This window comes from Rhizobium sp. ZW T2_16 (genome assembly GCF_044987325.1).
GTDB lineage: Bacteria > Pseudomonadota > Alphaproteobacteria > Rhizobiales > Rhizobiaceae > Neorhizobium > Neorhizobium cellulosilyticum.
The window spans coordinates 1088571-1110568 of sequence record NZ_JBJDRG010000001.1 but is presented as its reverse complement, the minus strand read 5'-3'; the positions used below and the strand labels follow the sequence as shown (position 1 = coordinate 1110568).

At 60.1% G+C, this 21998-nt stretch carries 21 protein-coding genes; 6 read left to right on the top strand and 15 right to left on the bottom strand.

What is annotated here, in order from left to right; all coding sequences use genetic code 11:
* Window positions 1-100 precede the first annotated feature (100 nt).
* A complete protein-coding gene (locus ACI3K0_RS05410; RefSeq protein ID WP_404945088.1) occupies window positions 101-853 on the top strand; it encodes an SDR family NAD(P)-dependent oxidoreductase in 753 nt (250 codons plus the stop codon).
* A 74-nt stretch (window positions 854-927) separates the two neighbouring features.
* Window positions 928-1329 carry a nuclear transport factor 2 family protein gene (locus ACI3K0_RS05405; protein WP_404945087.1) on the top strand — a complete coding sequence of 134 codons (402 nt, stop codon included), beginning with the start codon at window positions 928-930 and terminating at the stop codon, window positions 1327-1329.
* A 27-nt stretch (window positions 1330-1356) separates the two neighbouring features.
* On the opposite strand, the gene ACI3K0_RS05400 is transcribed toward ACI3K0_RS05405, so the two are convergent.
* The 9 genes from ACI3K0_RS05400 to ACI3K0_RS05360 all read right to left on the bottom strand — a co-directional run bounded on the left by ACI3K0_RS05400 (window position 1357) and on the right by ACI3K0_RS05360 (window position 11725).
* Entirely contained in the window at window positions 1357-2937 is a 1581-nt protein-coding gene (locus ACI3K0_RS05400) for an FGGY-family carbohydrate kinase (protein WP_404945086.1), read from the bottom strand.
* A gap of 53 nt (window positions 2938-2990) precedes the next feature.
* On the bottom strand, window positions 2991-3710 hold the full coding sequence (locus tag ACI3K0_RS05395) for an HAD family hydrolase (protein WP_404945085.1): 720 nt from the start codon (window positions 3708-3710) through the stop codon (window positions 2991-2993).
* 20 nt (window positions 3711-3730) lie between these two features.
* Window positions 3731-5215 (bottom strand): mannitol dehydrogenase family protein, encoded by a 1485-nt coding sequence (locus ACI3K0_RS05390; protein WP_404945084.1) that lies wholly within the window; start codon window positions 5213-5215, stop codon window positions 3731-3733.
* A gap of 45 nt (window positions 5216-5260) precedes the next feature.
* Window positions 5261-6265 carry an ABC transporter ATP-binding protein gene (locus ACI3K0_RS05385; protein ID WP_404945083.1) on the bottom strand — a complete coding sequence of 335 codons (1005 nt, stop codon included), beginning with the start codon at window positions 6263-6265 and terminating at the stop codon, window positions 5261-5263.
* Window positions 6266-6277: 12 nt separating this feature from the next.
* Window positions 6278-7102 carry a carbohydrate ABC transporter permease gene (locus tag ACI3K0_RS05380; protein WP_183820989.1) on the bottom strand — a complete coding sequence of 275 codons (825 nt, stop codon included), beginning with the start codon at window positions 7100-7102 and terminating at the stop codon, window positions 6278-6280.
* 11 nt (window positions 7103-7113) lie between these two features.
* Window positions 7114-7986 (bottom strand): carbohydrate ABC transporter permease, encoded by an 873-nt coding sequence (locus ACI3K0_RS05375; protein WP_148143216.1) that lies wholly within the window; start codon window positions 7984-7986, stop codon window positions 7114-7116.
* Window positions 7987-8189: 203 nt separating this feature from the next.
* On the bottom strand, window positions 8190-9506 hold the full coding sequence (locus ACI3K0_RS05370) for a sugar ABC transporter substrate-binding protein (protein WP_183820991.1): 1317 nt from the start codon (window positions 9504-9506) through the stop codon (window positions 8190-8192).
* Window positions 9507-9652: 146 nt separating this feature from the next.
* Window positions 9653-10606, bottom strand: a complete 954-nt coding sequence (locus ACI3K0_RS05365) for a sugar-binding transcriptional regulator (RefSeq protein WP_404945082.1) — start codon at window positions 10604-10606, stop codon at window positions 9653-9655.
* Window positions 10607-10720: 114 nt separating this feature from the next.
* On the bottom strand, window positions 10721-11725 hold the full coding sequence (locus tag ACI3K0_RS05360) for a sugar-binding transcriptional regulator (RefSeq protein ID WP_404945081.1): 1005 nt from the start codon (window positions 11723-11725) through the stop codon (window positions 10721-10723).
* Between the two features lie 198 nt (window positions 11726-11923).
* Between ACI3K0_RS05360 and tal the strand changes: the two genes are divergently transcribed.
* From tal to ACI3K0_RS05345, 3 genes are all read left to right on the top strand, one after another.
* Window positions 11924-12889 (top strand): transaldolase, encoded by a 966-nt coding sequence (gene tal, locus ACI3K0_RS05355; RefSeq protein ID WP_206823289.1) that lies wholly within the window; start codon window positions 11924-11926, stop codon window positions 12887-12889.
* Between the two features lie 194 nt (window positions 12890-13083).
* On the top strand, window positions 13084-14793 hold the full coding sequence (locus ACI3K0_RS05350; protein ID WP_404945080.1) for a methyl-accepting chemotaxis protein: 1710 nt from the start codon (window positions 13084-13086) through the stop codon (window positions 14791-14793).
* A gap of 101 nt (window positions 14794-14894) precedes the next feature.
* Window positions 14895-15083 carry a hypothetical protein gene (locus tag ACI3K0_RS05345; protein WP_404945079.1) on the top strand — a complete coding sequence of 63 codons (189 nt, stop codon included), beginning with the start codon at window positions 14895-14897 and terminating at the stop codon, window positions 15081-15083.
* A 4-nt stretch (window positions 15084-15087) separates the two neighbouring features.
* On the opposite strand, the gene ACI3K0_RS05340 is transcribed toward ACI3K0_RS05345, so the two are convergent.
* The 6 genes from ACI3K0_RS05340 to ACI3K0_RS05315 form a co-directional block, all read right to left on the bottom strand.
* Window positions 15088-16383, bottom strand: coding sequence for an MFS transporter (locus tag ACI3K0_RS05340; protein WP_404945078.1), 1296 nt, complete (start codon window positions 16381-16383; stop codon window positions 15088-15090).
* A gap of 92 nt (window positions 16384-16475) precedes the next feature.
* Entirely contained in the window at window positions 16476-16877 is a 402-nt protein-coding gene (locus ACI3K0_RS05335; protein WP_404945077.1) for a MarR family winged helix-turn-helix transcriptional regulator, read from the bottom strand.
* Window positions 16878-16938: 61 nt separating this feature from the next.
* Window positions 16939-17772: a metal ABC transporter permease gene (locus ACI3K0_RS05330; protein ID WP_404945076.1), complete on the bottom strand. Its 834-nt coding sequence runs from the start codon at window positions 17770-17772 to the stop codon at window positions 16939-16941.
* Window positions 17769-18629 (bottom strand): metal ABC transporter permease, encoded by an 861-nt coding sequence (locus ACI3K0_RS05325; RefSeq protein ID WP_183821000.1) that lies wholly within the window; start codon window positions 18627-18629, stop codon window positions 17769-17771. The genes ACI3K0_RS05330 and ACI3K0_RS05325 overlap by 4 nt, the downstream gene beginning before the upstream one ends.
* A complete protein-coding gene (locus tag ACI3K0_RS05320; RefSeq protein WP_404945075.1) occupies window positions 18610-19521 on the bottom strand; it encodes a manganese/iron ABC transporter ATP-binding protein in 912 nt (303 codons plus the stop codon). The genes ACI3K0_RS05325 and ACI3K0_RS05320 overlap by 20 nt, the downstream gene beginning before the upstream one ends.
* Window positions 19518-20417: a metal ABC transporter substrate-binding protein gene (locus tag ACI3K0_RS05315; RefSeq protein ID WP_404945074.1), complete on the bottom strand. Its 900-nt coding sequence runs from the start codon at window positions 20415-20417 to the stop codon at window positions 19518-19520. The genes ACI3K0_RS05320 and ACI3K0_RS05315 overlap by 4 nt, the downstream gene beginning before the upstream one ends.
* A gap of 226 nt (window positions 20418-20643) precedes the next feature.
* Here ACI3K0_RS05315 and ACI3K0_RS05310 point away from each other — a divergent pair, with 226 nt between their 5' ends.
* A complete protein-coding gene (locus tag ACI3K0_RS05310; protein ID WP_404945073.1) occupies window positions 20644-21939 on the top strand; it encodes a hypothetical protein in 1296 nt (431 codons plus the stop codon).
* Window positions 21940-21998 lie beyond the last annotated feature (59 nt).

Genomic DNA, 21998 nt, shown 5'->3' with positions numbered 1-21998 from the left:
TGGAACGATGAGTGTCAATATTGCCGACTTTCGATTGCAGCGTTCCGAATGCATCTTTCATCCAGCGGAAAACAAACCGCAAGATCAAAGGAGAAAGACAATGGCTGCAAGATTTGAAAACAAGGTCGTCATCGTTACCGGCGGTACGAGCGGTATCGGGCTTGCCACTGCCAAGGCGTTTGCCGGCGAGGGTGCTTCGGTGTTCATTACCGGCCGCCGACAGGAAGCACTCGATGCCGCGGTGAAGGCAGTTGGTGGCCGGGTGACCGGCGTGCGGGGCGACATGGGCAAGCTTGAAGATATCGACAGGCTTTATGACGCCGTGCAGCAGAAGCACGGGCATATCGATGTCGTTTTCGCCAATGCCGGCGGCGGTGAATTCGCAGCGCTTGGCTCGATCACCGAAGAGCATTACCAGTCGACCTTTGACAGCAACGTCAAGGGCGTGCTGTTTACCGTGCAGAAGGCGCTGCCGCTGATGCGCGATGGCGGCTCGATCGTGCTGACGTCGTCGACCACCAGCATTTCGGGCACGCCTGCCTTCAGCGTCTATTCCGCCACCAAGGCTGCGATCCGCAGCTTTGCCCGTAACTGGATCCTCGACCTGAAGGACCGGCATATTCGCGTCAATGCGGTCAGCCCCGGGGTCACGGATACGGCCGGCCTGAACGAGCTGTTCGGTGGCGGTGATCAGGCGCAGGGTACGAAGGATTATCTCGCCGGCCTCATCCCAGCAGGTCGCGTCGGCCAGCCGGAAGAGATCGCCAAGGCCGTGTTGTTCCTCGCCTCCGATGATGCAAGCTTCGTCAATGGCGTCGAGCTGTTTGTCGATGGTGGCCAGGTGCAGATCTAATACGATCGAATTTCTACGTTGAAGCTCATCCGCGCGTCCTCAAGGGCGCGTGGCTTTCCTCAAGGAGACTTATGATGACCTACGACATTGCCACACTGCTGAAGCGCAATCTGCAGGAGGTTTTCGGTGAGGCGGACGATGCGCGCCGCCAGGCGGTTGCGGCTGAGATTTTTGCGTCGGATGCAGAATTTCACGAACCGCACGGAGTTTTTCGTGGCCCTGCAGAGATCGCCCGAATTGCGGGCGTTATCCGGGCGTCGCATCCGGATTTCCAGTATCAAGAACTTGGTCCGGCCGAGGTGCTTCATGAAACCGCGGGCAGAGTGCGGTGGGTTTCCGGTGCGCCCGGCCAGCCACCAGCCTATACGGGGACCGACTTCATTATCGCACGCGACGGGCTGATCAACGGGCTTTACCTGTTTTTCGATCCGCTGCCGGGCGAGGGAGATGTGTCGCAGGACAAGACGCGGAGGTAACCGGTCCTGCTTCAGCCATGTGACGGCTCAGGCCATTTCCCGCAATTCCTCACGGTGGCGGACCATGGTGAGGAAACGCCGGTAATCGCGGTCATAAGCTGCCTTGCGGGCCGGATCGGGGAGATATTCGGTGCCGCCTGCCTGCATCGCCGAGCCTGCGGCAAACAGGGATGAGTGCAGGCCGCCGGCGACGGCGGCGGTCATCGCGGTGCCGAGCAGGACTGCATCATTCGTCTGCGGCACCACCACCCGGCAGCCGGTGACATCGGCATAAAGCTCGACGAGCAGCGGATTGTTCACATGGCCGCCGGTGACATGCAGGGTTTCGAACCGATAACCGAAGCCGACCATGGTATCGAGGATATGGCGGATGCCGAGCGCGATCGCCACGCAGCTGCGCCAGTAGCGGCGGCACAGTCCATCGAAGGATGTGTCGAGGGTAAGCCCTGTAATGACGCCGCGCACATGCGGATCGGCGAGCGGCGAGCGATTGCCGTGGAAATCCGGCAGGATATGCAGGTTGGGGGCGATATCGCCGTCCGTCTCGGCGCGCAGCTCGGCAATGCGGGCGATGATGCGGCCATGCAGGTCGGTGGTCGGTTCGCCACCGGCGGCATGCATCTGGACGATATGATCGAGAAGCGCGCCTGCCGCCGACTGGCCGCCTTCGACCAGCCAGTGTTCGGGAAGTACAGCCTCGTAATAAGGCCCCCAGAGGCTGCGACCCGGTTTCGGATCGCGCGAGAAGGCGACGATGCAGCTGGAGGTTCCGCCGATGAGTGCGACGCTGGTTTCGAGGTTTGCGTCGCTGGCGGCTCCGGCCAATGCGCCGAAGGCACCGGCATAGGCGTCGATCAGGCCGGGGGATACTTCGACTTCGATATCGAGGCCAAGCTCGGCCGCGGCTTGTTTCGACAACCTGCCAACGCTTGTGCCGACCTCGGCGGTGCCTTCCGGCAGGCCGGCTTTTTCTTTCAGATCTTCGAGGCCGGCAAGTTTCAGGTAGTCGCTTTTCCAACCAGGCGTCTCATGCGCCAGATAGTTCCATTTGGCCGTGACAGTGCAGCGGGAGCGCTCAGTCGATCCGGTCGCCTTCCAGGTGAGGAAGTCGGCCAGATCGAAGATGAAACCGGATTTTTCCCAGCTTTCCGGCCGGTTCTCCTTCAGCCATTTCAGTTTCGGCATTTCCATTTCGGGCGACAGCGAGCCACCGGAGAAATCCAGAACATGGTGGCCGGAAGCGGAGAGTTCGTCGGCTTCGCGGATGGCGCGGTGGTCGTGCCAGACGATCGTATCCTGTTCAGGGAGACCGGAGGTGGAGACGGAGAGCGGCTTGCCGTTCCGGTCGCGCATGACGAGCGAACAGGTGGCGTCGAAGCCGATCGCGGCGATACTTGAAGGCTTGATGCCGGCGTCGGTCATCGCTGCTTTCACGGCATGGCAGGTGGCGGCCCAGATATCTTCGGAGGAATGTTCGGCATGGCCTTCCTTGGGGCGGAACATCCGGATCGGGTGTTTGGCCTTGGCAAGCATTCGGCCACTGCTGTCGAAAACGCCGGCACGCGCGCTGGTCGTGCCGATATCGACCGCAACGAGATGGTCACGCATCCAGATCTGTTTCCTGTCCCTGTACCGCTCGCGGCAAAATCTTCCTCACGGTGTCAAATTGCCCGCTGGGAAGATGTCGCTCCGCGACCCTCCATGTGGTTTTTTACAAGGTGGAGCAAATCCGGCATGTCGTCAAATATGAGATCCGGCGAAAGTGCGTCGATCCGTTCACGATATCCCGGAACGCAGGCATGCGATCCGCCGGTAAAGGCGAAAACCGACATGCCGGCACGCTGTGCGGCCTCGATGCCGGCGGGGCTGTCCTCGATGACGATGCAGTTTTCCGGCGCGATGCTCATTTGCCCTGCAGCGTAGAGGAAAAGGTCGGGTGCAGGCTTGCCGTTCTTGACCATGGAAGCACTGAAAATATGCGGCTCCAGCTTGTCGAGAATACCGGTGATGCTGAGCGACAGGCCTATGCGTTCCGGCTGGCTGGAGGAGGCGACACAGCGGGGAAGGTTGAGAAGCGCGAGCGCATCGAGCGTCTTGGCAATGCCTTGGATCGGTTTGAGGTCGGTCTTGAAGAGGTCGTAGAGATCAAGACGCAGGGTTTCGAGAAATTCGGGCCCGGTGTGGAAGTCGTATTCCTCGTCCATCACTTGCCGCATGGTGGCGAGGCTGCGGCCGAGGAAGCGCTGATAGGCTTCCTCCTCGGCCATGTCGATGCCGTGGCGGTTCAAGGCTTCGACCAGAACCCGGACCGAAAGCGGTTCGCTGTCGACGAGCACCCCGTCGCAGTCGAAAATCACCAGTGGTCCACTGTTCAGGCTCATCTTATCCGCCACGTTTCACCTCACTCCTGAACCAGCTTGTCGTCGAGATAGAGCTGCAGGGTTTTTGCAGTTCCTTCGCTCCATAGCGTCTTCAGGGCATGGGCGAAACGCTTGCGGAACAGTTCGTTGCCGGAAACTTCGCCGAAGATTTCGTCGAAGACGAGGAAGGCAGCCGGATCGTCCTTGGCCTTGATGGCTGCTGCCTGCAGCTTTTCGGCGCTCGCATCGTTGAAGACGATCTTGCGGCCGCTGTCGGACGTGCCGGCGAAGTAACGGCACCAGAGCGCCGAGACCAGCGACAGGCCGACGATATCCTTGCCCTGGGCGAGGCGATCGCGGGTCGAGGGCAGGATGAATTTCGGCTGACGGTTGGAGCCGTCCTGCGCCAGGCGCGGAATGGTGTCGCCGATCTTCGGATTGAGGAAACGGCGCTCGATCAGGTCGAAATACTCGTCGAGATTGGTATCCGGCACTGGCGGTACGATCGGGATGATCTCTTCCTTTTCCAGCTTGGCGAGGAAGGCGCGGATCAGCGGGTGTTCCATCGACTCGTGGACGAAATGGATGTCGAGCAATTCACCCGGATAGGCGATCGTCGCGTGCCCGCCGTTGAGGATGCGGATCTTCATCAGCTCGTAAGGAGCGACGTCGGAGACGAACTGGACGCCGACCTCTTCCAGTGCCGGACGGCCGGCGGGGAAATTGTCTTCCATGACCCACTGCTTGAACTCTTCGCAGAAGACCGGCCAGTTGTCGTCGATGTTGAAGTCGTTTTTCAGGATGTCGACTTCGCGCTGGCCGGTGGCCGGGGTGATGCGGTCGACCATCGAATTCGGGAAGGCGACGTTTTCATGGATCCAGTCGGCAAAGGCCGGGTCGGACATTTTTGCGAGGCCGATGACGGTGTTTTCGGTGACGTGGCCGTTACCCGGAATGTTGTCGCAGGACATGATGGTGAAGGGCTGCACGCCACGCTCGCGGCGCAGTTTCAGGCCGGCGAGGATGAGGCCGAAGACTGTCTTGGGCGCTGCCGGGTTCTTGCCGTCCTCGACCATGGCCGGATGGGCCGGGTTGAAGTGGCCGGCCGCATCGATGAAGTAGCCGCCTTCGGTGATCGTCATGGACACGATACGGATCGTCGGATCTGCAAGCTTCTCGATCAGCGCATCCTTCTGGTCGGGTGCAATGATGTCGATCATCGGCGCGGTGACGCGGGCGCCGGTCTTGTTATTGTCCTGCTCGACGACTGTGGTCAGGTAATCCTGAGCCTTCAGCTTGTCGCGCATGGCGGCATCCGATGGCAGAACGCCGGCGCCGATCAGCGCCCAGTCATGGCCCTTGCCGGTGTTGAACAGGTCATCGAGGTAGACGGCCTGATGGGCGCGATGGAAATTGCCGACGCCGAAATGAATGATGCCCGGCGTCAGGCCTTTCGGATCGTAATTGGGCACGCCAGCGGTCGCAGCGGCATCCTTGAGGCTTGCCAACGAAAGCTTCACAGTCATTTTCTCATACTCCGGTTGGCCTGTCTGTCAGGCCGGTAGGATCAATCAGGCCCGAATTGCCAGGCCCTTGTCGTCGAAACGATGCAGTTTGGTTTCATCCGGCGTCAGGTAGACGGTATCGCCGTGGCGGGCGCCGAACTCGCCGCTGGCGCGGGCCGTCATCTGGCCGATGCCGTCGACATCGAGATGCAGGAAGGTGTCGGCGCCGAGATGTTCGGCAACGGTGACGCGGCCCTTCCAGGTGCCGCTCTCCTTGGACAGCGTCAGATGTTCGGGACGGATGCCGGCGGTGGTTGCGCCCTTGGACTTGGCGTAGTCGCCGGTGATCAGGTTCATCCGCGGCGAGCCGATGAAGCCCGCCACGAACAGGTTGCGCGGCGTCAGATACAGTTCCATCGGGGAGCCGACCTGCTCGATATTGCCGCGATTGAGCACGACGATCTTGTCGGCCATGGTCATGGCTTCGATCTGGTCGTGGGTGACGTAGATCATCGTCGTCTTCAGCTGGTTGTGAAGATCGCTGATTTCGAGGCGCATCGTGCCGCGCAGCGCCGCATCTAGGTTGGAGAGCGGCTCGTCGAAGAGGAAGGCAGACGGTTCGCGGACAATGGCACGGCCGATCGCGACACGCTGGCGCTGACCGCCGGAAAGCTGCGAGGGGCGGCGTTCCAGATAATCGGTGAGGTTCAAGACCTTTGCGGCGGCCTCGACCTTCTTGTCGATCGCCGACTGTTCCATCTTCGCCATCTTCAGCGGGAAGGCGATGTTCTTGCGCACGCTCATATGCGGATAAAGCGCATAGGACTGGAAGACCATGGCGAGGCCGCGGGCGGCGGGGGCCGCTTCGGTCACGTCCTTGCCGTCGATGGTGATCGTGCCGCCGGTCAGGTCTTCCAGGCCTGCGATGAGGCGCAAGAGGGTGGATTTGCCGCTGCCCGAGGGGCCGACGAAGACGACGAACTCGCCATTCTTGATTTCCAGATCGACGGAAGGAATGACCTTGGCTTCGCCAAAGTGCTTCTGGACGTTCTTGAGGGTAATGCTGCCCATGAGACGATTTCCTTACTTAACCGCGCCAAACGTGAGGCCGCGAACGAGTTGCTTCTGGCTGAACCAGCCGAGGATGAGGATCGGCGCAATCGCCATGGTCGAGGCTGCCGAGAGCTTTGCCCAGAACAGACCCTGTGGTGAGGAGAAGGAGGCGATGAAGGCCGTCAGCGGCGCCGCATTGGTGGTCGTCAGCTGAATGGTCCAGAACGCTTCGTTCCAGGCAAGGATGATGTTCAAGAGCAGGGTCGAGGCAATGCCCGGAACCGCCATCGGGGTCAGCACATAGACGATCTCTTTCCAGAGGCTGGCACCATCCATGCGCGCGGCTTCGAGGATCTCGCCCGGAATTTCGCGGAAGTATGTGTAGAGCATCCAGATCACGATCGGCAGGTTGATCAGCGTCAGCATGATGGTCAGGCCGACGCGGCTGTCGAGCAGGCCGAAGGTGCGGAAGATGATGAAGATCGGCAGAAGAACCGCAACCGACGGCATCATCTTGGTCGAGAGCATCCACATCAGGATGTCCTTGGTCCGCTTGGTCGGCGCAAATGCCATGGCCCAGGCGGAAGGGATGGCGATGATCAGCGCCAGAATGGTGGAGCCGACCGAGAGGATCACCGAGTTCATGAACGGCTTGAAGTAATCGCGCTGCGTCTGAACGGTGATGTAGTTCTCGAACGTGCCGGACGGGATGAGCGAGAAGCCGGCGATGGCCTCCTGCTCGGTCTTCAGGCTGGTGATGACGGCGTAGAGGATCGGAAAGAAGATGAGCAGCGCCACGACCCAGGCGGCAACGCTCCAGCCGATCTTAGCTCCGGTGGAAACTGAACGAGCCATGATCTTCTCTCCTACTTGTCCAGGTTCTTGCCGACGGCGCGCATCAGGAAGATGGCGACGATATTGGCGAGAACGACTGCGATGATACCGCCTGCCGCACCGCCGCCGACGTCGTAACCGAGACGTGCCGTGCGGTAGATGAGGAAGGTGAGGTTGGTCGATGCGTAACCCGGACCGCCATTGGTGGTGACGAGGATTTCCGCATAGATGCCGAGCAGGAAGATCGTCTGGATCAGGATGACGACGGTGACGGCGCGCGAAAGATGCGGGATCGTCAGGTAGATGAAGCGGTTAAAGAAGTTGGCGCCGTCCATTTCGGCAGCTTCACGCTGCTCGCTGTCGAGCGACTGGAGCGCGGTGAGCAGGATCAGGGTGGCAAACGGCAGCCACTGCCAGGCGACGATGATGATAACCGAGAAGAGTGGAAACTGGGCGAACCAGTCGATCGGCTGCACGCCGAAGAACTTGGCGATATCGGCAAATACGCCATAACCCGGATGCATGATCATGTTCTTCCAGATCAAAGCTGCAACCGGCGGCATGACGAAGAAGGGCGAGATGACAAGGATGCGCACGATGCCCTGGCCGAAGATCGGCTGGTCGATCAGAAGCGCAATCGCGGTGCCGCCGATAACGGTGATGGCAAGCACGCCGAGAACCAGCAGAAGCGTATTCCAGATCGACTGGAAGAAGGCCGGGTCGGTGTAGAAATACTGGTAATTGAAGAAGCCTGCGAACGAGACATTCATCGGTGTCAGCAGGTTGTAGTTCTGGAACGAGTAGTACAGCGTCATTGCGAGCGGTACGGCCATCCAGATCAGAAGCACGACGACGGAGGGCGCCATCATAAGGCGTGCCAACGTCCTGGTATTCTGCGTTGCCATCTTAAAAACCCTCCCCGGAGCATTGCGCTCTCATTGCAGGCGTTAGCGCTCTTGACGAACGTCAGCCTGGAAGCACGATCTTGTTTTTATAGGGTAGCTTGCGGATACGACGAGAGGCGCAGCTTCTGGTCGTTCAGGTTTCCGCTTGAGGCGGGCTGCCCGGCAAAAGAGCCGGACAACCCTTATCCTTGGGAGGAAATCCCTTACTTGATGTAGCCGGCGCGGGTCATGTCGCGGGTTGCCGTTGCCTGAGCGGCGGCAAGCGCGTCGTCGACCGTGGACTGGCCGGCGATGACAGCCGAGAAGAGCTGCCCGACAGTGGTGCCGAGAGCCTGGAATTCAGGGATCGCGACGAACTGGCCACCGGTGTAAGGCACCGGCTTGACGGTCGGCTTGGTGATGTCGGCAGCGTCCATGGCAGCAAGCGTCGGCGCGGCGAAGGCTGCTTCCTTCTGGTAGTCCGCGTTCTTGTAGAGCGAGGTGCGCGTACCCGGAGGAACGTTTGCCCAGCCTTCCTTAGATGCGACGAGTGCCGTGTATTCCTTGCTCGTTGCCCAGGAGATGAACTTCTGCGCGGCTTCAGCCTTCTGCGAGGATGCCGGAACGGCTAGGTTCCAGGACCACAGCCAGTTGCCGTGGTTCTTCACGCCTTCCTTGGACGGGAAGATCGCGTAACCGACCTTGTCGGCAACCTTACTATCCTTCGGGTTCGATACGAAGGATGCAGCGACGGTCGCGTCGATCCACATGCCACACTTGCCCTGCTGGAACAGCGTCAGGTTTTCGTTGAAACCGTTCGAAGACGCACCGGCCGGGCCGGCTTCCTTCATCAGGTCGGCATAGAACTGCAGCGAAGCCTTCCATTCCGGCTGATCGAACTGGGGCTTCCAGTTCTCGTCGAACCAGCGGCCGCCGAAGGAGTTGTTGAGCGCAGACACGAAGGCCATGTTTTCGCCCCAACCGGCCTTGCCGCGAAGGCACATGCCCGAGACGTCATTGCCACGATCGGTGATCTTCTTCGCCGCATCGGCGATGAATTCCCAGGTCGGGCTTTCCGGCATCTTGAGGCCGGCCTTTTCGAACAGGTCCTTGCGGTACATGATCATGGCGGATTCGCCGTAGAACGGAGCCGCGTAAAGCTTGCTGTCAACGGACAGACCGCCGCGGATCGCCGGCAGAAGGTCGTCCATGTCATACTTGTCGCCGAGGCCGTCGAGCGGCAGGAGCCACTTCTGCTTGGCCCAGATCGGAACTTCGTAGTTGCCGATGGTGACGATGTCGTACTGACCGCCATTGGCAGCGATGTCCGTGGTGACGCGTTCGCGAAGAACGTTTTCCTCGAGCGTGACCCAGTTTACCTGGATGTCCGGGTTCGCCTTGGTGAACTCCGAGGTCAGGCCCTGCATGCGGACCATGTCGCCGTTGTTGACGGTTGCGATTGTGAGGGTTTCAGCCGATGCGGCGGTGGCAACAAAAGCCATGGCCGAGCAGGCGCCCAGCAAAAAAGTCTTCAATGTCATATCTTCCTCCCGAGAAGATGATTGCGAGCATTCGCTTTGCTCGTGGGCAATTACTTATCAGGACTTGATGGAAGTCAACACGGATTCGTCGCTGCACTGCGATTGAACCGTTTTAAGCGCTTGAATTTGAACGTAAAAATTTTTGCTCACAGGCGGAGCAACTGCTCAGCGGACGCTTCATCGGTGATGATGCCGTTGATCAGCTTGCCCCGAAGCGCTGCCGCGATGGCCTTGATCTTGCGCTGTCCTTTCGCGATTCCAATCACCGCGCTCGTGTAGCGGGACGGGATCGGGACGCTGGCGACGCGTTCGTTGACGGCGTTGTCCAGAAGTCGGCCCTGCTGGTCGTAGACCCATCCGCAGATTTCGCCCGCGGCACCGCTTTCGACGAGGCTCTGCATTTCTTCACGGCCGAGGAAACCGTCGACACAGAGAGGGCCGTCGACGCCCAGTTCGCCGATGCCGACGAAGGTGGCGGCTGCCTCCGCACCGAGCGCCAGCGTCGAACGGACAAGCGCTTGGTCGTGCAAAGTCTCGCGCTCTTCGGCCGAGGAACAGAGGACGGGAAGCGGCATGGGAAAATGGCGTGCCTTGATGGCATCCGCCATCGAGAAGATGACGTTGTAGAAGGCGGCGGAACCGTCAGGCCCGATATTGCCGGTGAGCGACACGATACGATGCTGCGGGCATTCCATCGGCGGCAGCTGATCGACCGCTGCCTTCAGCGTGCGGCCTGTGCCAACCGCAAGCACGATCGGCTCCGGCCGTCTGAGCCAGCGCTCTATCTCCGCGGCGGCTGCCTCTGCAATGCCTATCGTCGATGATGCTCCGGATGTATCGCTCGGCACGACTTCCGCGTGGCGCAGGCCGTATTTTTCCTTGAGCTTTTCGGCCAGTTCCAGGCAGGCGGCGATCGGATGGTCGAGCCTGACCTTGATCAGGCGCTCTGCCACCGCGAGCGAGACGAGACGCTGCGCCGATTGCCGGGAAATGCCCATGGCGGCCGCTATTTCGTCCTGGGTGCGACCGGCGACGTAATAGAGCCAGCCAGCCCTCGCCGCATCATCCAGCCGTCCCTGGGTGTCAGACCGTTTTGCCATGGCAGAAATCTCCTCCTCCAATTTGCTGCCATTTTTTCCGAGTGTCTGTCAAACGGTTGGCAGACCTGTTTCCGGCGCGTCCCATGAAAAGCTGTTTTTGCGGGATCGTGCCGGCTAGTCGGTTTCAGGCGTGGCTGTATCCTCTTCAGCCAGTCGCAGCAGCTCCTTTGCCGCCGTTTCGTCGGTGATCAGCGTGTTGCAGCCGATACGGCGGATGGTGGCGCGGATGGCGACCGCGCGGTGGGAACCGCCTGACGAGAGCACGATATGTCTCGCTTTTTTCAGTGTATCGAGATCGACCGACATGACCCGTTCGTTCAGCGCCTGATCGACGGAATGACCTTCCTCGTTCAGGAAGTTGAACATGGTATCGCAGACACAGCCTGACGCGATCAGGCGGTCCAACTCCTTCTTCGAAATGAAGCCTTCCGAGAGCGAGGTAGAATGCGGGCCGATATCGCCGCAGCTGACGACGGCAAGATCGAGATTCTCGGCAAGGTTGTAGATGGTGTCGAGGCCGCATTTATCGATCAGGGCACGCTTGGTGGCGACCGTATCGACGAGAAGAGGGGCGAGGAACATGTAGCATTCGGCGCCCAACTGTCCGGCAAAACGCCAGGTGAAATCGATCGGGTTCGTCTGGTGAACGGCGACGATGCCGCCGAGCAGGGAGACGACCTTGACGTTGTTATGGCGCGCGGGGCGGAAGCTGGAGAGGGAGGCGGTCATGGTGCGGCCCCAGCCGACGCCGATGGTCATGTCGTCCTGAATGACATCTGACAAGAACTGCCCGAGCGCCAGGCCGACGGCGCCTGCAAGCGCATCGGCACTGCTATCACGCGGGGTCGGGACGACGACCGCCTCATCCAGCCCGTAGGCCTTTTCCAGCCGGATTGCGAGTTCGACGCAGCTTTCGACGCCTTCAGAGATCCAGATCTGCACTTCGGAGCGCTTCATGGCTTCATCGAGCATGCGGATCACGGTCGAGCGGCTGACGCCGAGTTTTTCCGCGACGTCCTTCTGGGTCAGGCCCTGATTGTAGTAAAGCCATGCGGCGCGAAGCCTCTGGGAGGTCGCGTCGGAATAGGTCGTATGGCTCTCGCGTCTTAATCTGGCCAAGGCGCTCAATCCTCCCGAAATGCGGAATATGCAATTCCTGCGCGTCTGGTCATGATATCGTCTTCATTGGAACATATGTCAATTGAGAAGGACAAATGTCTTGACTTCTTTACCTTCCGCGGATGTTATCTAAATAACATGCCAGAGGAGCAAAATCGGTGCCTCCAGCACCGACAGCCATCAGTGAGGACCATTCGGATGACGTCAAAACTAGAGCAACTTCGTTCCATGACCACCGTCGTCGCCGACACCGGCGATATTGAAGCCGTTGCCCGCCTGAAGCCGGTCGATTGCACCACCAACCCTTCGATCGTTCTGAAGGCGATCGGTACCTCGATCTTTGCCGACAAGGTGAAGGAAGGCGTTGCCTGGGGCCGCAAACAGGGCGGCAATAACGACGCGATTGCGGTTGCCGTAGCCGATCGTCTGGCGATCGATGTCGGTGCTGCACTGGCCGGGATCGTTCCGGGTCGCGTCTCGACCGAAGTCGACGCCGACCTTTCCTTCGATACCGAAGCCTCGATCAAGAAGGCGCATGACATCATCGCTGCCTACAAGGCGCGTGGCATCGAGCGCGAGCGTATTCTGATCAAGCTTGCTTCCACCTGGGAAGGTATCAAGGCTGCTGAAGTGCTGCAGGCCGAAGGCATCGATTGCAACCTGACGCTGCTGTTCAGCCATGCCCAGGCCGTTGCCTGCGCGGATGCCAAGGCATTCCTGATCTCGCCCTTCGTCGGCCGTATTCTCGACTGGTACAAGAAGTCGACCGGTCAGGACTACACAGCTGAAACCGATCCGGGCGTCGTTTCGGTCCGTTCGATCTACAACTACTACAAGGCAAACGGCATCTCCACGATCGTCATGGGTGCCTCCTTCCGCAACACGGGCGAGATCGAAGCGCTGGCCGGTTGCGACCGTCTGACGATCGCGCCGAACCTGCTCGATGAGCTGGACAAGGCCGAAGGCACGCTGGAGCGCAAGCTTTCGCCGGAGAAGTTCGAAGCCGTCGCCCCGATCAAGATGGACGAGAAGACCTTCCGCTGGATGCTGAACGAGGACCAGATGGCGACCGAAAAGCTCTCGGACGGCATTCGTCTCTTCAACAAGGATCTGATTGCGCTTCGCAACCTTGTCAGCAAGGAACTGCAGCTCGCTGCCGCCTGATCACAAGAACCACCGCCAACATAGCAGAAAGGCTCGCCGCGAGGCGGGCCTTTTTCATGGCGAACAGCCTTCTGATTGCGGGAGGCGTAGTGCTATTGAACACCGTAAAGTTGAATTCGATCAAGTGCTTAATTAACTTAAACTTTATTAAAGGTGGATAGCCTTCCGGCAAAATTAGCCAAGCGGAGATATCCATGGTCGGTTTGCCTTTCGGCCACATGCAGTCCAACGCAGCCCTTGTCGAGGCGCTCAATCGCTCACAGGCGATCATCGAGTTCGACCTCAACGGCATCATCCTGACAGCCAACGAGAATTTCTGCCGGACGGTCGGCTATTCGCTGTCCGAGATCGTCGGCAAGCACCACCGCATCTTTGTCGATCCGACGGACGCCGCGTCGAAGGGCTATGCGGATTTCTGGGCGGGGCTGGCGAAGGGCAAGTTCGACCAGGGCAAATACAAGCGTTTCGGCAAGGGCGGTCGCGAGGTCTGGATCGAGGCTTCCTACAATCCGCTTTTCAAGGGCAACAAACCCTACAAGGTGGTGAAGATCGCCACGGACATCACGGCATCGCGCAAGGATGCGCTGGAAAACCGCGGCAAGCTGGAGGCGCTGTCTCGGGCGCAAGCGGTGATCGAATTCACGCCGGAAGGCGAGATCATCACGGCGAACGAGAATTTCCTCCACGCGCTGGGCTACCAACTGGGCGAGATCGTCGGGCGGAATCATTCGATGTTCTGCGAGCCGGATTATGCGCGCTCCGCTGAATACAAGCAATTTTGGCACGAGCTTCGCGCAGGCCGGTTCTCCACGGGGCAGTTTACCCGGGTCAACAGACAAGGTGAGCCGATCTATATCCAGGCGTCCTACAATCCGATCATCGACGACAGCGGCCGCGTGTTCAAGGTGGTGAAATTTGCCACGGATGTTTCCGAGCGCATGACCGTGGTGAAGGAGCTGGGCGCAGGGCTCGGGCGTCTTGCCGACTGCAATATCCGCCAGACGATCGATGTTCCGTTCAGCTCCGAGTTCGAGCCCCTGCGGCGGGACTTCAACGCCTCCATCGGCGCGTTTCAGGAAACGCTGATGGGCGTGCTGAGACAGACCGGCATGCTGAACGGCTCCAGCCAGGAGATGCATGAGGCTGCCGATCAGATGTCTGCCCGCACCAAGGAGCAGGCGGTATCGCTTGAGGAGGCCTCTGCGGCATTGGAGCAAGTGACCTCGACCATCCGCGCATCGTCTGCCAACACCGTCGAGACGCGCAAGCTGGTGAAGAATGCATTGGAGGCTGCAACGGCTTCGTCCACAGTCGTCAAGGAAACCATCACGGCGATGAAGCGGATCGAGGATGCGTCGGGCGAGATCACCAAGATTATCGGCGTGATTGACGAGATCGCATTCCAGACCAATCTCCTGGCGCTCAATGCCGGCGTGGAGGCCGCACGGGCGGGTGAGGCGGGCAAGGGGTTTGCCGTCGTCGCGCAGGAAGTGCGAGAGCTTGCCCAGCGCTCGGCAACTGCCGCCAAGGAGATCAAGACGCTGATCGACAAGTCGGGCCGCGAGGTGACGGAAGGCGTGCGGCTGGTGGACGAGACCGGTTCGGCGCTGCATGAGATCGAGACATTCGTCGCGTCGATCGACAGCAATGTTCAGTCATTGGCGACGGCTGCGCAGGAGCAGGCAACCGGCCTTTCGGAGATCAACAGCACGGTTTCGCAGCTCGACCGCATGACCCAGCAGAATGCGGTCATGGTGGAAAAGACGACGACGATCAGCCGGTCGCTGGCGGCGGGTGCAGCGCAGCTTGTCGAACTCGTCAATCACTTCAAGCTCAACCGGCGTAATCGCATCCGCGAACCGGAGGCTGCGGCCGGCCAGGCTGGTTCGAAACGGGCGGCTTGATACGTCCTTTGACAAGGCCGACATATTTTGAAACGAAACGGAAATCAGCCGGTGATGTTGATCGGTAGATTCAATCCGAGGAAACAGGATTGGAGATACAGATGATGGATGCGTTTCACGCCTATTCGGGCTTGCTCAGCGCTTCGGCGATGGTGTTGCTGCTGACGATAATCGTGGCGTTTTATGTCAGTCTGACGCTGGAGGCCTTCAAGAATTCCAAGGACAGCCGGATTGAAGCGACAGTGCTTCGGCGGGGAGGGGCCGGCATGGATTGCCGGCCCGGAGTCTGAGTAGTCAGGCCGGTTGGGATAGCGGGGCAGGGCTTGCCGGCTTCCGGAGCAGCATGACCGAGACTGCGGCGAGCATGCACATGACGCCTGCGATCTGCAGGGCGGGCATATAGGTGTCGTAGTCGCTCTTGAACCAGCCGGCGCCGAAGGCTGCGGTTGCGGCTCCCAACTGGTGACCGGTGAAGACCCAGCCGAAAACCAGGCCGGCCTTTTCGCGGCCGAAGCTTTCCGCGGCAAGCTTGACTGTCGGCGGTACGGTTGCCACCCAATCGAGACCGTAAAAGATCGCGAAGACGGAGAGTTCGAGCGTGCTGAAACCGGACATGGACAGGTAGATCAGCGACAGGCCGCGCAATCCGTAGAACCAGAAAAGCAGGATGCGGTTGTCGTAACGGTCGGAAAGCCAGCCGGCAAAGATCGTGCCGATGAAATCGAAGATGCCGATAACGGCAAGCGTGCCGGCGGCGGTGACTGCCGCCATGCCGAAATCACCGCAGATCGAGATCCAGTGCGTCTGGATCAGGCCATTGGTTGACAGGCCGCAGACGAAGAAGGTGCCGAACAGAACCCAGAAGACCGGGTTGCCGGAAACACTTTTCAGGGTGACGAGCGGGGACAGGAGCGTGGCGAGAAGCTTGTGATCCTGCTTCGGAGCCTTGTTGACGGCGGTTTCGCCATAGGCGGGCAGGCCGACATCGGACGGGTGGTCACGCATCAGGAGCAGGACGAGAACGAAGGTCGTGGCCAAGACGGCGACGGTCAGCGTGAGGGCAGTGCGCCATCCATAGGCTTCGGTCAGGGCTGCGAGTATGGGCAGGAAGACGAGCTGGCCGGTGGCGTTGCTTGCCGTCATCAAGCCGATGAGGAGGCCGCGGCGCTTGGAAAACCAGCGGCTGGCGACGGTTGCGCCAAGGACCAGAGCTGTCATGCCGGTGCCGACGCCGATGACGACGCCCCAGAGCAGCAGCAATTGCCAGACCTCGGTCATGAAGAAGGAGGCGACAATGCCGAACATGATCATGCCCAGTGCCGTCGAGACGACCTGACGGACGCCGAAATGGTTCATGAAGGCGGCGGCGAAAGGTCCGAGCAGGCCGAAAAGCACGAGGCGAACGGCCATGGCGGTGGAGATATCGGCGATATCCCAGCCGAATTCCTGGTGCAGCGGCTGGATCATCACGCCGGCCGAACCCATGGCGCCGGCAGTTGCCAGCATGGTCAGGAAGGTGGTGGCTGCAACGACCCATCCGTAATGCAGTTTTCTCGCCGCCATCCAGCCGGCAACGCCTGTCGATATCATCCTAGTTCCCTTCGTTTGCTGCCGGTGTGAGGCTGCCTTTTGTGGGTATTTGCCCGCATTCGCGGGTAGATACCCGTATCCTGTTCAAAAAATCAGAGTTCTGCGAGGAGGTCCTGCAACTGCCGGGCTTTTTCGTGTCCGAGGCGTGCCTCTATGTCGTCCTGCACGCCATCCCAGAGGGGTGCGCCTTTTTCCAGTATTTCGCGGCCTTTCGGTGCGATGGTCAGCACAGCCTCGCGCTGATCCTCGCCATGGCCGATGGCGATCAGTTTCATCCGTTCCAGCACCTTGGCGTTGCGGCCGACGGTCGAGCGGTCGAGCTCGACCTTGTGCGCCAGATCGGTCAGCGATACCGGCTCCATACGCCGGATGTTTCGAAGCAGGCTGAACTGGCCGATATTGACGCCAAGCGGTGCCAGCGCCTCGTCATAATAGGACGAAACCTTGCGGGTCGCCTTGCGCAACAGGATGCAGTGGCATGTATCGTTCGACATCTTGATGCGTGTGTATACCCGGATTTTCCGTCGCGCAAGCGGGTATATGCCCGCGACCTGATCAGGCCGCGGCGCGGGAGGCGAGCATGGTGCGAATGAAGGTGACGATGAAGGTAATCGTCATCAAAAGCACGATGGTGGGGGCGGGGGCGCTATCGAGGAAGAAGCTGAGATAGATGCCACCGAGGGAGCAGCCGAGCGCCACTGCAACCGCCGTCAACAGCATGGCGGTGAAACGGCGGGTCAGCAGGAAGGCGATGGCGCCGGGGGCGATCAGGAGGGCCACCGACAGGATGATGCCGATCGCCTTCAACGCCCCGACGACCGTCAACGACAGGACGGCGAGCAGGCCGTAATGCAGCAGGCGGGTCGGCAGGCCGATCGCCTTGGCATGCTGTTCGTCGAAGGCGTGCACCAGCAAGTCCTTGCGGAAGATGACGAGGAATATGGTCGCGGCGATGGCGATCACTGTCGTCTCGATCAGATCCTGCGGCAGGATGCCGAGCATGTCGCCGAACAGGATGTGATCGAGATGCACATCGGCCTGGACATTGACGTAGAGCACGAGGCCGAGGCCGAACATGCCGGAAAAGACGATGCCGAGCACAGTGTCTTCCTTGATGCGGCTGTTTTCCTTGAGGAAACCGGTTGCCAGCGCGCAGACCATGCCGGCGATGAAGGCACCGATGGAGAAGGGGATTGCCAGCATATAGGCGATGACGACGCCTGGTAGCACGGCGTGGGAGACCGCGTCGCCCATCAGCGACCAGCCCTTGAGGATGAGGAAGCAGGAGAGGATCGCCATCGGCAGCGCGATCATCAGCGTTACCGCAAAGGCGGTGCGCATGAAGTCGATCTGGAAGGGGAAAAGCAGGAGGTCGATCGTGTCGCTCATATCGCTTCCTCCAGCGATGCCTTTACCCGGCGGCGGGCGGCGAGCATGCCGTGCTTGGGTGCAAAAACGAAAGCGATAAGGAATATGGCCGTCTGCAGCACGACGATGATGCCGCCGGTTGCGCCATCGAGGAAGTAGGAAAGATAGGCACCGAGGAAGCTGGTGGCGGCACCGATGCCGAGTGCGAGCAGAATGACGCGCTGGAACCGGTCGGTGAGCAGATAGGCGGTGGCACCCGGAGTAACGACCATGGCGATGACCAGGAAGGCGCCAACGGTCTGCATGGCGGCGACTGTGGAGGCGGCGAGAAGGGCGAAAAACATCACCTTCAGCGCATCGGGCTTGAGGCCGATGGTGCGGGCGTGGTTTTCATCGAAGAAGGCGACCATCAGGTCCTTCCACTTCAAGGTCAGGACGATGAGGCTGACGGTGCCGATGATGACGAGTTGCAGTGTATCGCCGGGGCTGATGGCGAGAACATTGCCCATGACGATGGTCTGGATATCGACCGAGGTCGGCGAGAGCGACACCATGAACAGGCCAAGCCCGAAAAAGGAGGTGAAGATCAGGCCGATGATGGCGTCTTCCTTCAGTCGGGTACGCTGGTTCAGGAACAGCATGGCAAGTGCCGCAAGGCCGCCGGACATGAAGGCGCCGATGGAAAAGGGGAGGCCGAGCATATAGGCGCCGGCGACACCTGGGACGATCGAATGCGAGAGTGCATCGCCGATCAGCGACCAGCCTTTCAGCATCAGATAGGCGGAGAGAAAACCACAGACGCCGCCGACCAAAGCCGAGACCCAGATGGCGTTCAGCATGTAGCCGTAGGTGAAGGGTTCAAGAAGCGTCTGGAGCATCGACGCCGTCCTTCTTCTTCTTTTTCACCTTTGTTTTTTCCGTGCCGTTCCCATAGGTGACGAAGGGGCGTTCGTCATCGGTGATGACCTTGACGCGGCGCGGATCGGCATCGTCATGCAGGTCGGCACCGCCGAGGATGAAATGGCGCAGCACGCCTCCGAATGCCTTTTCCAGATTGGCCTCGTTGAACGTGTCGGCCGTCTTGCCATAGGCGATGACGGTGCCCTTGACGAAAACCGTGCGGTCGCAGAAATCCGGCACGCTGCCGAGATTGTGGGTGGAGACCAGCATGACACGGCCTTCGTCGCGCAGGGCCTTGAGCAATGTGATGATTTGCTCCTCGGTCGTCACGTCGACGCCGGTGAAGGGCTCGTCGAGCAGGATGACCTGGCCTTCCTGGGCGAGCGCGCGGGCAAGGAAAACCCGCTTGCGCTGGCCGCCGGAAAGCTCGCCGATCTGGCGCTTGCGGTATTCCAGCATGTTCACCCGCTTCAGCGCCTCGGTGACCATGTCGTGGTCGCGGCGCGACGGGATGCGGAGGAAATTCATGTGGCCGTAGCGGCCCATCATCACCACGTCCTCGACCAGAACCGGGAAGTCCCAATCGACTTCTTCAGACTGCGGCACATAGGCGACGAGGTTCTTTTTCAAAGCCTCACGGGCGGGCATTCCAAGGATTTCAACCGAGCCTTCGGTCAGCTTGACGAAGCCCATGATGGCCTTGAACAGCGTCGACTTGCCGGCGCCGTTAACGCCGACAAGTGCGGTAATCGTGCCCTTCGGCACTTCGAAACTGGCATGTTTCAGCGCCGTATGGCCGTTGCGATAAGCGACGCTGACATTGTCGAGCCTGATGCCGGTAGCTACCGGCTTGGTCTTACCCATCCTCATTGCGCGAGACCTTTTGCGATGGTTTCGGAGGTGATGCGCAGGAGGTCGAGATAGGTTGGAACCGGGCCGTCGGCTTCGCTGAGCGAGTCGACGTAGAGAACTCCACCATAGGTCGCGCCGGTTTCGGAGGCGACCTGCTTGGCCGGCTTGTCGGAGACGGTGCTTTCGGAAAAGATCACCTTCACATCATGCTCGCGCATTGCATCGATGACGGCGCGGACCTGTTGCGGCGTGCCCTGGCTGTCGGCATTGACCGGCCAGAGATAAAGCTCCTTGAGGCCGAAATCGCGAGCGAGATAGGAAAACGCGCCTTCGCTGGTGACGAGCCAACGGTGATTCTGCGGCAGTCTTGCCAGCTCATCGCGGATCGGCTGAACCTCGGCCCGTATCTTGTCCGTATAGGCCTTGGCATTTGCGGCATAGGTTTCGGCATTGGCCGGGTCGATCTCGGTCAGGCCCTTGCGGATGTTTTCGACATAGATGACGGCATTTTCGGGCGACATCCAGGAATGCGGGTTGGGCTTGCCCTGATAGGCGCCCCCGGCAATCGACATGGGGGTGACGCCATCCGAAACGGTGACGTTTTTCACATCTCCGAGATTTCTGAGGAAGCGTTCGAACCAGAGTTCGAGGTTGAGGCCGTTGCGCAGAACCAGATCGGCGTCACGGGCGCGCAGGAGGTCGCGCGGCGTCGGCTGATAATTGTGGATCTCGGCGCCGGGCTTGGTGATGCTTTCGACATCGGCCGCATCGCCTGCGACGTTCTTCGCCATGTCGGCGATGATGGTGAAGGTGGTGACGACCTTGGGCTTTTCCTCAGCCGCAGCGGCGAAGGGCAGGGAGATCAGGCCGGCAAGGAGGCCGGTGCCGAGGCATGCAATTCTCAAAAACGACATTCGTGATCCGTTATTGCTGTTGCAAATCATTCGCAATTTAATCTAGCGGCAAAAATCCAGCTGTCAACGCTGTTGCAAATCATTCGCAATAAGCACGGAGTCCCGCTTTGGAACGGCGGCCTGACAAATCCGCTTAAAGTTTCTTCAATAAGATTGGGCGAATATGCCCTCATTGTTCCATGACTTGTATTGCGTAACTGGAGTTGACTATGCCGGGTGTTGGCGAATGAAGATCCGGCTGTCGAAGAAATTCATCTTCCTTCTCAGCGGCGCGTTGGTTCTTTGTGGCGCGAGCGGCTCGGCAGCGGTGCTGATCGGAACCGACAAGATCCTTGGCCCATCCTATAAAGATATAAACGGCCTGACCTGTACGACGCTGCAGACGCAGAAGATGCGCCGCGACGGCAGCATATGGGTGCGCAAATATGTAACCAGCGACCAGGCCGGTGACGGCATTTCGCGGCTGAAGACGGCCTTGCGCGTGGCACGGGCGGTGCAGGAAAAGGAAAAGGCCGGTCTCGTGCAGGTCGCGATGATCGACAGCGCCGGCCCCAAGGATACCGCGGACATGCGCGGCCGCGCGATTGCCGCGCAGGTCGTCTACATTCCAAACCCTGCCAAGATCCCGGCAGGTGGGCAGACCGAGAATTACTCCGCCTATTACCTCGATGGCGCACCGAGCGCCAGCGGCCATTTCTACGGCATGCGGGTCGATCTTCCGCTGGAGGATATCGAGCATCTCGACGCGCATCTGACCGACAAGGCAGACTGCATCGACCCGTCCTTGCCAGAGGGCAGCGAAGCAGCCAAGGTCGAACCAAAGGCGTCCGGACATGGGGCCCCTGCCGCTGGCGGCGAGAAGGCTTCTGGCCATGGTGCAGCGCCGGCGGCAGAAGGTGCCATCGCCGAAAGCGAAGCAAAAAGCGAAGAGGTCGCCGCCGTTGAAAGCGGTGGTTTCCTCAGTTCGATTACCGGCATGGTTTTCGGTGCGAAGGAAGAAGCTTCTGCCGGTCATGAGGCAGGTCAGGGCGAGGAAAAGGCTGCTCCTGCAGCAGCCGCGCCTTCCGGTGAAAACCATGGCGCGCAGGCTGCAAAGACAGACACTTCCTCCACTGACAAGCCTGCCGCAGAAAAAAGCTTTTTCGATCAGGCAAAGAGCATGATCCTTGGCAGTTCTGCCGATGAGCCAGCCGCTCCCGCGCAGAAGGAAGCCAAGGCTGATGCAGCGGATGAAGCCAAGCAGGCCTCAGAACCTGCGCGTGAGCCGAGAACAACGGCCGAGGGTGGCAAGGGTTGGTCGAAGTCGGATGCGGCTGACGAGGTTCATTCCGGGACTGCAGCTGGCGGTGAAGGCCAGCCGAAGGCTACTACTGAGGCTGCGCAAGCAGAAGCTCATGCGGAAGGACCGCAGTCTGCGGCTTCCGGTGCAAGCGCAGCCGATACGGCCGGTGCCGCATGGCTGGAAAAATTCAGGGCGCAACAGGCAGCGCCTGCGGCGAATGCTGCACCGCCAGCGGATTGACGGGCCCCCCTGTACCTTCAAACGGCTGGCGCCTGATCGTTAAGGCCGCGGCTGTGGTG

Excerpts from the sequence above, each read along its gene's own strand:
- ACI3K0_RS05370 (WP_183820991.1), bottom strand. The coding sequence starts at position 9,506 with ATGACATTGAAGACTTTTTTGCTGGGCGCCTGCTCGGCCATGGCTTTT.
- ACI3K0_RS05335 (WP_404945077.1), bottom strand. The coding sequence starts at position 16,877 with ATGTCGAACGATACATGCCACTGCATCCTGTTGCGCAAGGCGACCCGC.
- ACI3K0_RS05385 (WP_404945083.1), bottom strand. The coding sequence starts at position 6,265 with ATGGGCAGCATTACCCTCAAGAACGTCCAGAAGCACTTTGGCGAAGCC.
- ACI3K0_RS05315 (WP_404945074.1), bottom strand. The coding sequence starts at position 20,417 with ATGTCGTTTTTGAGAATTGCATGCCTCGGCACCGGCCTCCTTGCCGGC.
- ACI3K0_RS05325 (WP_183821000.1), bottom strand. The coding sequence starts at position 18,629 with ATGCTCCAGACGCTTCTTGAACCCTTCACCTACGGCTACATGCTGAAC.
- ACI3K0_RS05375 (WP_148143216.1), bottom strand. The coding sequence starts at position 7,986 with ATGGCAACGCAGAATACCAGGACGTTGGCACGCCTTATGATGGCGCCC.
- ACI3K0_RS05405 (WP_404945087.1), top strand. The coding sequence starts at position 928 with ATGACCTACGACATTGCCACACTGCTGAAGCGCAATCTGCAGGAGGTT.
- ACI3K0_RS05330 (WP_404945076.1), bottom strand. The coding sequence starts at position 17,772 with ATGAGCGACACGATCGACCTCCTGCTTTTCCCCTTCCAGATCGACTTC.
- ACI3K0_RS05310 (WP_404945073.1), top strand. The coding sequence starts at position 20,644 with ATGAAGATCCGGCTGTCGAAGAAATTCATCTTCCTTCTCAGCGGCGCG.
- ACI3K0_RS05400 (WP_404945086.1), bottom strand. The coding sequence starts at position 2,937 with ATGCGTGACCATCTCGTTGCGGTCGATATCGGCACGACCAGCGCGCGT.
- ACI3K0_RS05345 (WP_404945079.1), top strand. The coding sequence starts at position 14,895 with ATGATGGATGCGTTTCACGCCTATTCGGGCTTGCTCAGCGCTTCGGCG.
- ACI3K0_RS05320 (WP_404945075.1), bottom strand. The coding sequence starts at position 19,521 with ATGAGGATGGGTAAGACCAAGCCGGTAGCTACCGGCATCAGGCTCGAC.
- ACI3K0_RS05410 (WP_404945088.1), top strand. The coding sequence starts at position 101 with ATGGCTGCAAGATTTGAAAACAAGGTCGTCATCGTTACCGGCGGTACG.
- ACI3K0_RS05395 (WP_404945085.1), bottom strand. The coding sequence starts at position 3,710 with ATGAGCCTGAACAGTGGACCACTGGTGATTTTCGACTGCGACGGGGTG.
- ACI3K0_RS05350 (WP_404945080.1), top strand. The coding sequence starts at position 13,084 with ATGGTCGGTTTGCCTTTCGGCCACATGCAGTCCAACGCAGCCCTTGTC.
- ACI3K0_RS05390 (WP_404945084.1), bottom strand. The coding sequence starts at position 5,215 with ATGACTGTGAAGCTTTCGTTGGCAAGCCTCAAGGATGCCGCTGCGACC.
- ACI3K0_RS05380 (WP_183820989.1), bottom strand. The coding sequence starts at position 7,102 with ATGGCTCGTTCAGTTTCCACCGGAGCTAAGATCGGCTGGAGCGTTGCC.
- ACI3K0_RS05365 (WP_404945082.1), bottom strand. The coding sequence starts at position 10,606 with ATGGCAAAACGGTCTGACACCCAGGGACGGCTGGATGATGCGGCGAGG.
- tal (WP_206823289.1), top strand. The coding sequence starts at position 11,924 with ATGACGTCAAAACTAGAGCAACTTCGTTCCATGACCACCGTCGTCGCC.
- ACI3K0_RS05340 (WP_404945078.1), bottom strand. The coding sequence starts at position 16,383 with ATGATATCGACAGGCGTTGCCGGCTGGATGGCGGCGAGAAAACTGCAT.